This window comes from Kitasatospora sp. NPDC101183 (genome assembly GCF_044767945.1).
Classification (GTDB): Bacteria; Actinomycetota; Actinomycetes; order Streptomycetales; family Streptomycetaceae; genus Kitasatospora.
The window spans coordinates 22,128-35,275 of sequence record NZ_JBIWOW010000029.1 but is presented as its reverse complement, the minus strand read 5'-3'; the positions used below and the strand labels follow the sequence as shown (position 1 = coordinate 35,275).

The window sequence follows — 13,148 nt, the reverse complement described above, 5'->3', positions numbered from 1 at the left end:
CGCGCCGTTCCCGGGCCACCCGGGAGCGGCGCGCCGCCCTTCTGGCCGAGGCAGGCTGTCCGACCTGCTCCCCGTGTTCCCCTGGGACAAGCTGGAGCCGTACAAGGCCACCGCGCTCGCCCACCCGCACGGCCTGTGCGACTTCTCCGTCGGCACCCCCGTGGACCCGGTCCCCGAGGTGATCCAGAAGGCGCTGGCCGCCCACACCGACACCCCCGGCTACCCGACCGTCTGGGGCCCGCTGGAGCTGCGCGAGGCGGTCTCCGGCTGGCTGCACCGCCGGGTCGGCGCCGAGATCGGCCCGCAGGGCGTCCTGCCGACCGTCGGCTCCAAGGAGCTGGTGGCCTGGCTGCCGACGCAGCTGGGCCTCGGCCCCGGCGACCAGGTCGCCTACCCGCGCCTCGCGTACCCCACCTACGAGGTGGGCGCGCGGCTGTGCGGCGCCGAGCCCGTCGAGTACGACTCGGTGGACGAGCTGGACGGCTCCCGGGTGCGCCTGATCTGGGTGAACTCGCCGTCCAACCCGACCGGCCGGGTGCTCGGCGCGGACGAGCTGCGCCGCCTCGTGGCCAGGGCCCGGGAGCACCGCGCGCTGCTGGTCAGCGACGAGTGCTACCTGGAGCTGGGCTGGGAGGCCGAGCCGGTCTCCGTCCTGCACCCCGAGGTGTGCGGCGGCGGCCACGAGGGCCTGCTGGCCGTCCACTCGCTCTCCAAGCGCTCCAACCTGGCCGGCTACCGCGCCTCCTTCGTGGCGGGCGACCCGGTGGTCGTCAAGGAGCTGCTGGAGGTGCGCAAGCACGGCGGCATGATCGTGCCGGCGCCCGTCCAGGCGGCGACGATCGCCGCCCTGGCGGACGACGCGCACGTGACCGAGCAGCGCGAGCGCTACGCGGCCCGCCGCGCGGCCCTGCGCACCGCCCTGGAGGCGTACGGCTTCCGGGTCGAGCACTCCGAGGCGAGCCTGTACCTGTGGGTGACCCAGGACCGGCCCTGCTGGGAGACGGTGGCCGAACTGGCGGCCCTGGGCATCCTGGTGGCGCCCGGGGACTTCTACGGGCCGGCGGGCGAGCGCTTCGTCCGCGTCGCGTTCACCGCGACCGACGAGCGGGTCGCCTCGGCCGTGGAACGGCTGAACGCCGCGCGTTAGCGGCGGGCACGCGTGTGGGCCGGTGTTCCTCGAGGAACACCGGCCCACACGCGTTTCCGAGACCTGCAGACCTGCAGTGGCAGACCTGCGGCGGCGACCTACAGCGGCAGGCCGCTGAGGCTGCCGCCGTTCACGCCGCCCAGCAGGCCGCCGATGGGGCCGAGGGCGCCGGTGAGGCCGCTGAGCGGGTTGTTCGGGCCGAGGTCGGCGCCGCCGAGGCGGTTGGCCGAGCCGTGCTGCGCCAGGCCCAGGACGTCGGTGGCGGGCAGGCCGCCGGGCAGCGGCAGGGCGCGCTCCACCGAGCCGAGCGGCAGCGCGTCGGTGACGGCGCTGGTGCTCGGGACGGCGCCCGCGAGCTTGTCGGCGCCGGGCAGGCCCTTGGCGACGGAGCCGGCCTGGGCCAGGCCGCCGACCGGGCTGGAGCCGGCGTTGGCGCTGCGGGTGCCCATGCCCTTGCCGGTGACGGCCTCGCCGAGCTTGCCGGCCAGGGCGGAGGTGACCTTCGGGGTCACGCCCGCGAGCTGGCCGGTGGTCGCGGCGGTCTGGTCGACCGGGGCGGTGACGGAGCTGGCCTTCTCGTTCGCCTCGGGGAGCTGGTGGGCGACGATGTTGCCGGCCGCGTCGGCCGAGGCCGGTACGCCCGCGGCGACGGTGGCCGCGCCGGTGTTCCCGGCCGCCTGGCCGAGCTGGTGGGTGGTGTGCTGGAGGGTGGAACCGGTGTCCGTGTTGGTCAGCTGGCCGAGAGGCGCCGCGAGGTCGCTCTTGGGCAGCAGGGCGTCTCCGCCCACGGCGGACGCGGAGCCGGCCGCGACCAGCGGGGTCGCTCCGGCCGCCACGATGAGCGCGGCCTGGGCGATCCGGCGCGTGAGGGGGTGAGACATGGGGCTCCTCGAAGGGTCTGGGTCCGTCCCGCCCGCCGGGGAGGGCCGAATGGACGACCGGGCGGACGACGTTGTTACCGCTTGAGAAGCCAGAAGGTTTCGGTCGGAGCAAGGAAACAGTCCGACTGATCGTCGGATCGTACGACCGCGCTTCGGGGTCGCTCCGGGGCCGTACGGGCGCCGCGGAACGGGCCCGGGCCAAGGGAAGTGACGGTTCTCCGCCCGGGGTCGCCGGAGCGGGTGCCCGGTCCACCGGGGTTGACCGGAATCACCCGCTCGGCCGTCACCCGAACACGAGTGCGTCAGCCCTTCCCGTACGGGGCCACGGTGACCTGAACGAGCTTGGTCGAGGTTCCGGAGGACTGCGCGCGCCAGCCGTCCTCGGACTTGTCCTTGCTCCAGATCTTCCCGTCGTAGGCCACCGTCGCGATGCCCAGCTGCTGCGCCTGGGCCACCGCCCAGTGCGCCACCGTCCAGCCGCTCGCCCGCTCCGCGTCCACCCCGCCGTCGGCGGTGCCGTCCGTGGAGGAGGTCAGCGCGGCGGCGGACGGGTCCGGGGTGAGGGAGACGGCGTTCTCCGCGCCCTTGATCGTCGAGGTGTAGCCGGTGGCCGGGGTCACCGTGCGCCCGAACTCCCGGCGCACCCGGTCCGAGAGCACCTGGGCGCGGTCCGGCTGCGCGGCCGGGGCGGCGCTCGCCGAGGAGGAGGCGCTGGGGGAGGAGCTGTCGCCCGGGTCCGGCTTGGCGTAGTCGTGCACCACGCAGGAGAAGGAGCCCGGCGCCCGCCCGGCCAGCGCCGAGGTCAGCAGCGTCGCCTTGGTCTCGTGCTTGGCGTACGCCTGCGGGTACCCGCTCTTCTGCACCGCCTGCGCGGCGTCGGTCAGCGGCAGCAGGGTGTAGCCGTTGACCTTCACCAGGCCGTCGAGGAACTTGTTGGTCGCGTACACCGGGTCGGCGATCTGCGCCGGGGTGCCCCAGCCCATCGACGGGCGCTGCTGGAACAGGCCGATCGAGTCCCGGTCGCCGCCCGCGAGGTTGCGCAGCTTGGACTCCTGCATGGCGGTCGCCAGCGAGATCGTCGTCGCCCGGTCCGGCAGGCCGCGCGAGCGCGCCACCGCGGCGATCGTCGCCGCGTTCGCCGCCTGCGGCAGCTCCAGCGTCCCGTTGCCGTTGGCCGTCTTGACCGTGCAGCCCTCGGACTCGCTCTGCTGGAACCCGAACCACCAGATGCCGGCCACCGCCAGCCCCGCGACCAGGGCGAGCCCCAGCAGGCCGATCAGCACCGACAGCAGCGCGCGCAGCGGACCGCGGCGGGCGGGCGCCGACTCCTCGTCGCCCAGATCCTCGCCGCTCCTTCTCCTGCCCACCGTCGCCCCTCTCGGCCCGTTTCCTTGATCCGACTGATCCGACGACACCGTACCCACTCGGACGGATGTGCGGCGCCGGCGGTTGCCGATCCGTTCCACAGCCGTGTCACAGAACGCTCATGGGTGGCCCACTAGGCTGACGCGCATGAGCAGCCCGAACCCGACGCCCCTGGACCTGACCATCGACGGCGGAGCGCTGACCGCCCGGCTCGTCGACTTCCCCTCGGTGAGCGGCGACGAGCAGGCGCTCGCCGACGCCGTCGAGGCCGCCCTGCGCGTCTACCCGCACCTCACCGTGGACCGCCACGGCAACAACGTGGTCGCCCGCACGAACCTCGGCCGCAAGGAGCGCGTGCTGCTCGCCGGCCACCTGGACACCGTCCCGATCGCCGACAATCTGCCCTCGTACGTCGACGGCGACCTCCTGTACGGCTGCGGCACCTCCGACATGAAGTCCGGCGTCGCCGTCGCGCTGCGCCTGGCCGCCACCCTGCCCGAGCCCAACCGCGACCTCACCTTCGTCTTCTACGACTGCGAGGAGGTGGAGGCCCACCGCAACGGCCTCGGCCACCTCGTCAAGGACCACCCCGACTGGCTGGCCGCCGACTTCGCCGTCCTGATGGAGCCCAGCGGCGCCATGGTCGAGGGCGGCTGCCAGGGCACCCTGCGCGCCCAGGTCCGCCTCACCGGCGTGCGCGCCCACGCGGCCCGCAGCTGGCTCGGCGACAACGCCATCCACCACGCCGCCGAGGTGCTCACCCGGCTCGCGGACTACGAGGCGCGCAAGGTGGAGATCGACGGCCTGGAGTACCACGAGGGCCTCAACGCCGTCCGCATCGACGGCGGCGTGGCCGGCAACGTGATCCCGGACGAGTGCGTCGTGACGGTCAACTTCCGCTACGCGCCCGACCGCAGCGAGGCCGAGGCCGAGAAGCACGTGCGCGAGGTCTTCGACGGCTTCGAGCTCACCGTCACCGACTTCGCCCCCGGCGCCCTGCCCGGCCTCGCCCAGCCCGCCGCGAAGGCCTTCCTGGAGGCCACCGGCGGCCGGGCCCGCGCCAAGTTCGGCTGGACGGACGTCGCCCGGTTCAGCGCCCTCGGCGTCCCGGCCGTCAACTACGGCCCCGGTGACCCGGACCTGGCCCACAAGCGCAACGAGCACTGCTCGCTGAGCGCCGTCGCCGAGACCGAGAACCGCCTGCGCGCCTGGCTGACCAGCTGATTCGAACACGGCGGGACGCAACCCTCCGGATGCCCAACCGACCTTCCCCCGTTGCCTGAAAACGGGGGAGGGCGGGCGTAGGGTTTCGTCATGACAGGCACAGGAGACGAGAAGCACTACGGACACGGCCCCGAGCAGGTCGGCGTGCCCCGAACCAAGAAGGCCTGGCCCGAGAAGCAGAAGGGCCCGGTGCTCGTGCGCCGGGACCAGGTCGGAACCAGCACGACGGACCAGCGCCTGCTGGACACCACCGGCCCCACCGACTGGCTGCACACCGATCCGTGGCGGGTGCTGCGGATCACCTCCGAGTTCGTCGAGGGCTTCGGCGCCCTGGCCGAACTCCCGCCCGCGATCAGCGTGTTCGGCTCCGCGCGGACGCCGGTCGACTCGCCCGAGTACGAGGCCGGCGTGGCCATCGGCCGGGCCCTCGCCGAGGCCGGCTACGCGGTGATCACCGGCGGCGGCCCCGGCGCGATGGAGGCCGCCAACCGCGGCGCCTCCGAGGCCGGAGGCCTGAGCGTCGGTCTCGGCATCGAGCTGCCCTTCGAGCAGGGCCTCAACGAGTTCGTCGACCTCGGGCTCAACTTCCGCTACTTCTTCGTCCGCAAGACGATGTTCGTGAAGTACGCGCAGGGGTTCGTCGTCCTGCCGGGCGGCCTCGGCACCCTGGACGAGCTGTTCGAGGCGCTCACCCTGGTGCAGACGAAGAAGGTCACCCGCTTCCCGGTGATCCTCTACGGCAGCGCCTACTGGGGCGGCCTCTACGAGTGGCTGAAGAACACGCTGGTCGCGCAGGGCAAGGCGGCCCCGCACGACCTGGAGCTGTTCCACATCACCGACGAGATCGACGAGGTCATGAAGATCCTCGCCGAGACCCGCCGGCCCGCCGCCGGCTCGATCTAGCGCGAGCGAGCCGAAGGGGCGCGACGGTGCCGAAAGGGAGAAGCGAGGAGGCCCCGAGGAACGAGGGGCATGGGAGCGCCGACCGTCGGCACCGGGTCAGAGCGCCCCGGAGGCGAGCCGAGCGCCGATGAGGGGGGCTTATGCCAGCCCCCGGCGGGCCACCGCCGGGGGGCGGGTGCCCCGGATCGAGGCGACCATGTCCAGCACCTGGCGGGTCTCGGCGACCTGGTGCACCCGGTAGACCCGCGCGCCCAGCCAGGCCGAGACGGCCGTGGTCGCCAGGGTGCCCAGCAGCCGCTCGTCCACCGGCTTGTCCAGCGTCTCGCCGACGAAGTCCTTGTTGGAGAGCGAGACCAGCACCGGGAAGCCCGTCGCCGTCATCTCCGGCAGCCGGCGGGTCGCCTCCAGCGAGTGCCGGGTGTTCTTGCCGAAGTCGTGCCCCGGGTCGATGATCACCGACTCCCTGGGCACGCCCAGCTCCACCGCCCGCTCGGCCAGGCCCACGGTGACCCGCAGGATGTCCGCCATCACGTCCTCGTACCCGGCCCGGTGCGGCCGGGTGCGCGGCTCGGCGCCGCCGGCGTGGGTGCACACCAGCCCGGCGCCGTACCGGGCGGCCACCTCGGCCAGCCGCGGGTCCACGCCGCCCCAGGCGTCGTTCAGCAGGTCCGCGCCGACCTCGCAGACGGCCTCGCCCACCTCGTGCCGCCAGGTGTCCACGCTGATCACGGCCTCGGGGTGGCGCTCGCGCAACGCCGCGACGAACGGCACCGTGCGCCGCAGCTCCTCCTCGACGGTGACCTCGTCACCCGGCCCGGCCTTGACCCCGCCGATGTCCAGGATCGCCGCACCGTCGGCCACCGCCCGGTCCGCGGCGGCGAACGCGGCCTCGTCCGCGAAGGTCGCGCCCTTGTCGAAGAACGAGTCCGGCGTCCGGTTGACGATGGCCATGATCACGAGCTCGTCGTCGCCGAATTCCCGGCGTCCCAGGCGCAGTGCCACCGATGTCTCCTCCACAGCTGCTGCGGGTGCGATGATGGCCCCCGGCCTCACTGGGAACCATGCTGTCATGATCAGTTTGCTCCCGGCACCGCAGCGGAGGGCCGTCCGGGAGTTCGGGAGGAGAGCTCGTGTTCTGGGTGATCGTGGTCGCCATGGCCGTGGTGGTCGGCGGCGCCGCTCTGGTGGCGCTCGGCGGAGGCGGCTCGATGCCGGAGGCGGTGCCGGACCGCATCGCGGCCCGGCTGCCGCAGGACCGTCCGCTGAGCAAGGCGGACGTGGACGAGCTGCGCCTGCCGATGGCCCTGCGCGGCTACCGGATGGACGAGGTGGACGACGTCCTCGACCGCCTCGGTGCCGAACTCGCCTACCGCGACTCGCGCATCGCCGAGCTGGAGGCCGCCGCCCACCTGCGCGGCGCCGTCGAGGCCGGCGACGGGCCGGTCGCGGACGCGGAGCCGCTGCCGGGCCTGGAGGCCTTCGCCAAGGTCGTCGAGCCGGCCGCCGCGCCGCTGATCGAGGACGCCAAGCCGGCGGCCGGTCAGTGACGGAGGGCGCCGTCCTCGGCACGGACGGGCTGCGCCGCTGCGGCTGGGGCGACTCGACGGACGACTACCGGGTCTACCACGACACCGAGTGGGGCCGCCCCGTCCACGGGGACGACGCCCTGTTCGAGCGGATCAGCCTGGAGGCCTTCCAGTCCGGCCTCTCCTGGCTGACGATCCTGCGCCGCCGCGAGGGCTTCCGCGCGGCGTTCGCCGGCTTCGAGATCGCGCGTGTCGCCCGCTTCGGCGACGCGGACCGGGAGCGGCTGCTCGCCGACCCCGGCATCATCCGCAACCGCGCCAAGATCGAGGCGACGATCGCCAACGCCGCCGTCGCCCGCGACCTGGACGGCGGCCTGGACGCGCTGATCTGGAGCTTCGCCGCCGACCCGGGCCGGCCGGCCCCCCGCACCCTGGGCGAGGTCCCGGCCGTCACCCCCGAGTCGACGGCGCTGGCGAAGGCGCTCAAGAAGGCCGGCTTCCGCTTCGTCGGCCCGACCACCGCCTACGCCCTGATGCAGGCCTGCGGCCTGGTCGACGACCACCTGGCGGACTGTCACGTCCGCACGGCGATCGAGGACTAGCGCCCGAGGAACTCCGGCTTCTCCTTGGCGATGAACGCCCGGACGGCGATCCGGTGGTCCTCGCTCTCCCCGGCGAGCGTCTGCAACTCGTCCTCCTTGTCGAGGAGTTCGTCCAGGGAGTGCGAAGCCCCGTACGCCAGCGACTCCTTGATGGCGCCGTAGGCGACGGTCGGGCCCGCCGCCAGCTCCTGGGCGAACGCCCGCGCGGTGGCGGCGAGTTCCCCGGCAGGCACCACCCGGGTGGCCAGGCCCAGCTCCATCGCCTCGGCGGCCTTGACCGTCCGGGGCAGCATCAGCAGCTCGGTCGCCCGGGCGTGCCCGACGAGCCGGGGCAGCGTCCAGGAGGCGCCCGAGTCGGCCGTCAGGGCGATCCCGGCGAAGGCGGTGTTGAAGCCCGCCCGGTTGGACAGGACGCGGAAGTCGCAGGCGAAGGCGAGGGAGGCGCCCGCGCCGGCCGCCACCCCGCCGACGGCGGCCACGGTCGGCTTGCGCATCCCGGCCAGCGCCCGCACCAGCGGGTTGTAGTGCTCGGCGACGGTGCGCAGCGCGCCCTCGCCCGTCTCCTCGGAGCGCTTGAGCTGCTCCAGGTGCTCGTTGAGGTCCTGTCCGACGCAGAAGGCGCGCTCGCCCGCCCCGGTCAGCAGCAGCGCCCGCACCGCCGGGTCCTCGGAGGCGCGCACCACCGCGTCGCGCAGGCCCACCTTGGTCGCGACGTCGAGGGCGTTCATCGCCTCGGGGCGGTTGACGGTGACGACGGCGAGGCCGCCGTCCCGCTCGTACAGCACGGAATCGGACATGGGCGAGGGTCTCCCTTGACGTGTCACGGCTCGGTCTTCGGTCCGGAGACAGGATGCCGCAGCGCCCGACCGACTGGGGAGTGTGAGCTATCGCACCTTCCAGCGGCGTCCGAAGCGCCGCCACGCCGGGGCTTATGACGCCAATTGCGACGGTTGGGGGCGGTCCGGCCGTGGTTGCACCGAGAGTGATGTTGGTCATCAGGCCGTGGCATGCGGGATAATGGCTTCCGATCAATGCGTTCGATACCGGCGGTGGACGGACTGCCGGTGCGTAGCTGAGCGGTTGCAGGAAGGGGAACGAGCATGGCGGCCATGAAGCCGCGGACGGGTGACGGCCCGCTCGAAGTCACCAAGGAAGGGCGGGGCATCATCATGCGCGTTCCGCTCGAAGGCGGCGGGCGCCTGGTGGTGGAGCTCACGCCTGACGAGGCCGCAGCCCTGGGCGACGCCCTGCTGGCGGTCACCAGCTGAGCCAGCGGGAGCTTCTCGGCTCCCGAGGTGTGTCGGAGGGCCCGGGTACGACGTCATGTCGGCCCGGGCCTTCCTGGTCCCGGGCCCGGTCAGCGCTTGACGGCGCAGAGCAGCCCGTCCGAGACGGGCAGCAGCGCCGGCAGCAGCGCGTCGCTCTCCCGCACGGCCTGGACGAGGTCGCGCACCGCGCCCGTCTGCGGGTCCTGGAGCTCGGGCTCGGCGAGCCTGCCCTCCTGGAAGACCCCCTCGAAGCAGACCATCCCGCCCTGCCGCAGCAGCCGCAGGGCCTCCAGCAGGTACTCCCGGGACTCGGCCGGGTCGCCGTCGCAGAACACCAGGTCGTACTGGCCGTCGGCGAGCCGGGGCAGCACGTCCAGGGCCCGGCCCGGTATGAACCGCGAGCGGTTCGCCGCGAACCCCGCCGCCTGGTACGCCTCCCGGGCCAGCTGCTGGCGCACGGGCTCGGAGTCCACCGTGGTCAGCACGCCGTCGGGCCGCATCCCGCGCAGCAGGTAGACCCCCGAGACGCCCGTCCCGGTGCCGATCTCGGCCACGGCCTTGGCGTCCAGCGCGGCCGCCAGCAGCCGCAGGCAGGCCCCGCCGCTCGGCCCGATCGCCCGTATGCCGGTGCGCGCGGACTGCGCCCGGGCGTAGGTGAGCACCGCGTCCTCGCCCACGTACGTGTCGGCGAGGGCCGCGCGTGCGGGCCCGAACTCGCTGATGGCTGCCTCTTTCGGAGCCCCGGGTGGCGGCCCGGTGCGGGGGAAGTCGATATTTCCTGCCACAGGTTACTGGCCGGGCGGGAACCGCGTACGGCGGCGGGCCGTTGTCACTGAGGACCGAGGGCGACGGACCTCCCGGGCACTTTTATCCGGGCTTGACGGGTGAGGTGGATATGGTGGTGGCCCTGCTGGGCAGAAGAGCCGACCGAGGAGGTGTGGCCGAGGGCGACGTCCCTGTGCGGCGGCACCACCGCAGCACCGCGTCGGCCCGTACGCCGAAGCCCGTGATGAACCAGCCCGCGCACTCCGACACGTACCAGCCCGCCGCCGCCGAGACGCCGGCCGCCGGTACCACCGAGGCCCCCGCCCTCGCGACCTTCGCCGAGGGCCCCGACGCGCAGAGCTGGACTCCGCCCACGTGGGAGGAGATCGTCGAGGCTCACAGCGCACGCGTCTACCGACTGGCGTACCGCCTGACGGGCAACCAGCACGACGCCGAGGACCTCACGCAGGAGGTCTTCGTCCGGGTGTTCCGTTCGCTGTCGACCTACACCCCCGGAACGTTCGAGGGCTGGCTGCACCGGATCACCACCAACCTGTTCCTGGACATGGTCCGCCGCCGCCAGCGCATCCGCTTCGACGCGCTCGGCGAGGACGCGGCCGAGCGGCTCCCCTCCCGCGAGCCCAGCCCGGCCCAGCACTTCAGCGACACCCACTTCGACGCGGACGTCCAGCAGGCGCTGGACACCCTCGCCCCGGAGTTCCGTGCCGCCGTCGTGCTCTGCGACATCGAGGGTCTCTCCTACGAGGAGATCGCCGCCACGCTGGGCGTCAAGCTCGGCACCGTCCGCAGCCGCATCCACCGCGGCCGCTCGCACCTGCGCGCCGCGCTCAAGCACCGCGCCCCGGGCCAGGCGCCCGGCCGCGAGCGCCGCGGCGGCTCGGCCGAGCCGGAGCCGGTGGCCGTCGGCGCCGCCGCCGAACCGGCCGTCGCGCCCGGCGGGCGCGGACGGAGGCGATCGTGAGCGGTACCGGCCGGTCCGGGCCGGGCCAGCCGGACGCGTCCGGCCGGTCCGCCGCCCGACGGGGCTGGGCCCTGCCGGGGCGCCGCGGCGAGGACGCCGGCGAGCCGGTCCTCCCGCCGCACCCGGAGTCCGCGCTGCGCCCGGTGCCCGTGCGCCCGGTCGAGCCGGCCGCCGAGGAGCACCACCTGGGCGAGCGGCTGTCCGCCTACCTGGACGGCGAACTCGGCCACGACTCCCGCGAGCGCATCCAGGCCCACCTGGCGACCTGTCCGGACTGCCTGGCCGAGGCCGACGAGGCCCGCGCCGTCAAGCACCTGCTGACCCGCACCGGCACGCCCGGCCCGTCCTCCGGGCTGATGGCCCGGCTGATGGCCGTCGGCGGCCTCCCCGACGGCGCTCCGACGGAGGCCGACCGGCCCGCCGGCCGGGGCCGCCGCGACGACGATGACGACCTCCCCGGCGGCGGGGTCGCCGCCACCGGCACGCTCGGCGGCAGCCGGCTCACCGGCGGCTCCTTCGGCCGCGGCGCCGGAGCCTCCTTCGGCGGGGGCGCGCTCGGCGCCGACACCCCGCTGCCCGGCGTCGACCCGCGCGCCTTCGGCCGCGGCGGCTCGGTGCTGCGCCCGCTCATGGGCCGGCGCTCGCCCCGCCCGGAGGCCGTCCTGCCCGAGGCCGTCCGGCCCCGCGCCGCGGCCGTCGTGGTCCGGCCCCCGGCCGCCCGCGGGCGCCGGCTGGTGTTCGCTGCGGCGGGAGCCTTCTCGGTGGCCGCCGTCACCCTCGGCGGCGTCGGCGGCATCGGCCTCCAGGGGGAGGAGGCGCCCGGCACCTCCGTCAGCCCGGCGGGCGGCGGTGGTGGTGGCGCCAGGCTCGTCCCGATGAACGCCCAGGTCCCCGTCGACTTCCCCGGCCGCCCGGTGGTCGCCCACCGCGAGGCCACCCCGGCGCCGACCCCGGAGCGCTACGCCGGCGGCCTCGCCGCGCTGCGCCAGCAGATCCGCTGACGGACCCTTCCGGGGCCCCGGTCACCGGCAGGTCTTCACCACGGCTTCATCACATCGTGGACCTCCGACCGGCCGGTGGCCATTACGCTGTAGGGACGTCGCAGGGACGTCGTCCGAAGAGCTAGGGAGCCTGGGTGTTCACCGATGTAGGCGGGTTGAAGCTCCTGACCCTCGCCGCCCTGGCGATCATCGTCTTCGGGCCGGACAAGCTGCCCAAGCTCATCCAGGACACCATGGGGTTCGTCCGCAAGATCCGCTCCTTCGCCGACACCGCGAAGGAGGACATCCGCAGCGAGCTGGGCCCGGACTTCAAGGACTTCGAGTTCGAGGACCTCAACCCCAAGACCTTCGTCCGCAAGCAGCTCATGGGCGGCGAGACGGACCCGCTGGGCCTCAAGGGCATGAAGGACACCCTCGACATCCGCTCGGTGCTGGACGACAAGCCCGCGGCCGCGGTGAACGCCGGAACCGTCAGCTTCCAGAAGGCCACCCCGGCCGCCGCCGCGCCCTCCACCGGAAGCCCCCTGGAGCCCGGCGAGCGCCCCCCGTACGACCCCGACGCGACCTGATCGCGCCCACCCACCGCCCCGCCCGGCCGCACGGCTGAGCGGGGCGGCGGCGTGTGCGCCGCTATTGTGCTGATTGCTCCCGCCGGAGCCGGCCGCCACGGTACGCCCCCAGTCGGGCGCCGGCGGCGGCCCGTGGGAGCGCCGCGGTCCGCCACCAAGGGAGCGCACCGCGGCAGGCGAACAGGCGTTGAGGAGGCCCGGGGATGGACGCGACGAGTCAGGCGGGAGGGGCGACGGCCACGGCCGGAGGCCCGGTGGTCGGCGGGCAGGCCGGTCCGGCGGACCCGCTGGTGCCCTACCTGTCCGCCGACTTCCCCTGGTACGGCCTGGACGAGGGCTGGACGGGCCGCCGCTACCTGATGCAGGCCGGGGCCGGAGCCCCGCGCGCGGGCGCGGCCGCCCCGAGCGTCGACTACGGCACCCTGGGCCACGGCGAGGAGCCGGCCCGCCAGTACGAGCCGCGCGACATGCGCCGCTTCGCCGTGGTCGTCACCGTGGCCCGCCGCGACAGCCGCCGCAGCGCCGACAACACCGGCACCCTGGAGGCCACCTCGGCCTCCTCCGCGGCCTGGCTGGCCGGCTCCGGCCTGCTCGCCGCCACCTGGCCGGGCCAACTGGACCGCGCCCTGCGCCAGGACTGGCTGGACCAGCAGAGCAGCCTCGCCTGGGACCTCGCCGACGACCTGGACGGCCCCGGCTGGTCCACGCTCAGCCTGCCCGTCAACGGCCTGCCGCAGCCCTTCCGCTACCGCGAGTCCGAGTACGGCTGGGTGCTGGCCGGCGAGGCCCCCGGCGTGCTGCTGGGCGCGTTCGGGCGCGGCGTCAGCGCGTACGGCGCCGGCTTCGCCACGGTGCCCGACCTGGCGGCCTACACCCGCCCCTGAGCCGGGTACGCGGACGGGCCGGGAGCGAGGA

Annotated in this window: 15 protein-coding genes; 10 read left to right on the top strand and 5 right to left on the bottom strand. The window is 74.4% G+C overall.

Going from position 1 to position 13,148, the window contains the following annotated elements; all coding sequences use genetic code 11:
• Window positions 1-55: 55 nt before the first annotated feature.
• A complete protein-coding gene (gene dapC / locus ACIRRS_RS31590) occupies window positions 56-1,147 on the top strand; it encodes a succinyldiaminopimelate transaminase (RefSeq protein ID WP_402978210.1) in 1,092 nt (363 codons plus the stop codon).
• A gap of 98 nt (window positions 1,148-1,245) precedes the next feature.
• On the opposite strand, the gene ACIRRS_RS31585 is transcribed toward dapC, so the two are convergent.
• On the bottom strand, window positions 1,246-2,028 hold the full coding sequence (locus tag ACIRRS_RS31585) for a hypothetical protein (protein WP_402978036.1): 783 nt from the start codon (window positions 2,026-2,028) through the stop codon (window positions 1,246-1,248).
• 302 nt (window positions 2,029-2,330) lie between these two features.
• Complete coding sequence (locus ACIRRS_RS31580; RefSeq protein ID WP_402978034.1) at window positions 2,331-3,395, bottom strand: hypothetical protein; 1,065 nt, start codon at window positions 3,393-3,395, stop codon at window positions 2,331-2,333.
• Window positions 3,396-3,540: 145 nt separating this feature from the next.
• On the opposite strand from ACIRRS_RS31580, the gene dapE reads away from it, so the two are divergent.
• Together dapE and ACIRRS_RS31570 are read left to right on the top strand one after the other, a co-directional pair.
• On the top strand, window positions 3,541-4,617 hold the full coding sequence (dapE, locus tag ACIRRS_RS31575) for a succinyl-diaminopimelate desuccinylase (protein ID WP_402978031.1): 1,077 nt from the start codon (window positions 3,541-3,543) through the stop codon (window positions 4,615-4,617).
• 90 nt (window positions 4,618-4,707) lie between these two features.
• Window positions 4,708-5,520, top strand: a complete 813-nt coding sequence (locus ACIRRS_RS31570; protein ID WP_402978028.1) for a TIGR00730 family Rossman fold protein — start codon at window positions 4,708-4,710, stop codon at window positions 5,518-5,520.
• Window positions 5,521-5,658: 138 nt separating this feature from the next.
• Here the strand turns inward: ACIRRS_RS31570 and folP are convergent, their stop codons facing one another.
• Window positions 5,659-6,471, bottom strand: a complete 813-nt coding sequence (folP, locus tag ACIRRS_RS31565; RefSeq protein ID WP_402978207.1) for a dihydropteroate synthase — start codon at window positions 6,469-6,471, stop codon at window positions 5,659-5,661.
• Between the two features lie 179 nt (window positions 6,472-6,650).
• Here folP and ACIRRS_RS31560 point away from each other — a divergent pair, with 179 nt between their 5' ends.
• Window positions 6,651-7,067, top strand: a complete 417-nt coding sequence (locus tag ACIRRS_RS31560; protein WP_402978025.1) for a DivIVA domain-containing protein — start codon at window positions 6,651-6,653, stop codon at window positions 7,065-7,067.
• Window positions 7,064-7,648: a DNA-3-methyladenine glycosylase I gene (locus tag ACIRRS_RS31555; protein ID WP_402978022.1), complete on the top strand. Its 585-nt coding sequence runs from the start codon at window positions 7,064-7,066 to the stop codon at window positions 7,646-7,648. Before ACIRRS_RS31560 ends, ACIRRS_RS31555 begins: the two co-directional genes overlap by 4 nt.
• On the opposite strand, the gene ACIRRS_RS31550 is transcribed toward ACIRRS_RS31555, so the two are convergent.
• Entirely contained in the window at window positions 7,645-8,445 is an 801-nt protein-coding gene (locus ACIRRS_RS31550) for an enoyl-CoA hydratase-related protein (RefSeq protein ID WP_402978019.1), read from the bottom strand. The genes ACIRRS_RS31555 and ACIRRS_RS31550 overlap by 4 nt on opposite strands.
• Window positions 8,446-8,748: 303 nt before the next feature.
• Between ACIRRS_RS31550 and ACIRRS_RS31545 the strand changes: the two genes are divergently transcribed.
• On the top strand, window positions 8,749-8,916 hold the full coding sequence (locus ACIRRS_RS31545) for a DUF3117 domain-containing protein (RefSeq protein WP_402978016.1): 168 nt from the start codon (window positions 8,749-8,751) through the stop codon (window positions 8,914-8,916).
• Window positions 8,917-9,005: 89 nt separating this feature from the next.
• Here the strand turns inward: ACIRRS_RS31545 and ACIRRS_RS31540 are convergent, their stop codons facing one another.
• A complete protein-coding gene (locus ACIRRS_RS31540; RefSeq protein WP_402978205.1) occupies window positions 9,006-9,638 on the bottom strand; it encodes an O-methyltransferase in 633 nt (210 codons plus the stop codon).
• Window positions 9,639-9,811: 173 nt separating this feature from the next.
• Between ACIRRS_RS31540 and sigE the strand changes: the two genes are divergently transcribed.
• The 4 genes from sigE (at window position 9,812) to ACIRRS_RS31520 (ending at window position 13,117) form a co-directional block, all read left to right on the top strand.
• Window positions 9,812-10,663, top strand: coding sequence for an RNA polymerase sigma factor SigE (sigE, locus tag ACIRRS_RS31535; RefSeq protein WP_402978013.1), 852 nt, complete (start codon window positions 9,812-9,814; stop codon window positions 10,661-10,663).
• A complete protein-coding gene (locus ACIRRS_RS31530) occupies window positions 10,660-11,664 on the top strand; it encodes a zf-HC2 domain-containing protein (RefSeq protein WP_402978010.1) in 1,005 nt (334 codons plus the stop codon). Before sigE ends, ACIRRS_RS31530 begins: the two co-directional genes overlap by 4 nt.
• Before the next feature lie 134 nt (window positions 11,665-11,798).
• Window positions 11,799-12,233 carry a sec-independent translocase gene (locus ACIRRS_RS31525; protein WP_402978007.1) on the top strand — a complete coding sequence of 145 codons (435 nt, stop codon included), beginning with the start codon at window positions 11,799-11,801 and terminating at the stop codon, window positions 12,231-12,233.
• 203 nt (window positions 12,234-12,436) lie between these two features.
• The gene (locus ACIRRS_RS31520; RefSeq protein WP_402978004.1) at window positions 12,437-13,117 is read left to right on the top strand and encodes a hypothetical protein; all 681 of its coding nucleotides are present in this window, start codon (window positions 12,437-12,439) and stop codon (window positions 13,115-13,117) included.
• The last annotated feature ends 31 nt before the right edge of the window (window positions 13,118-13,148 follow it).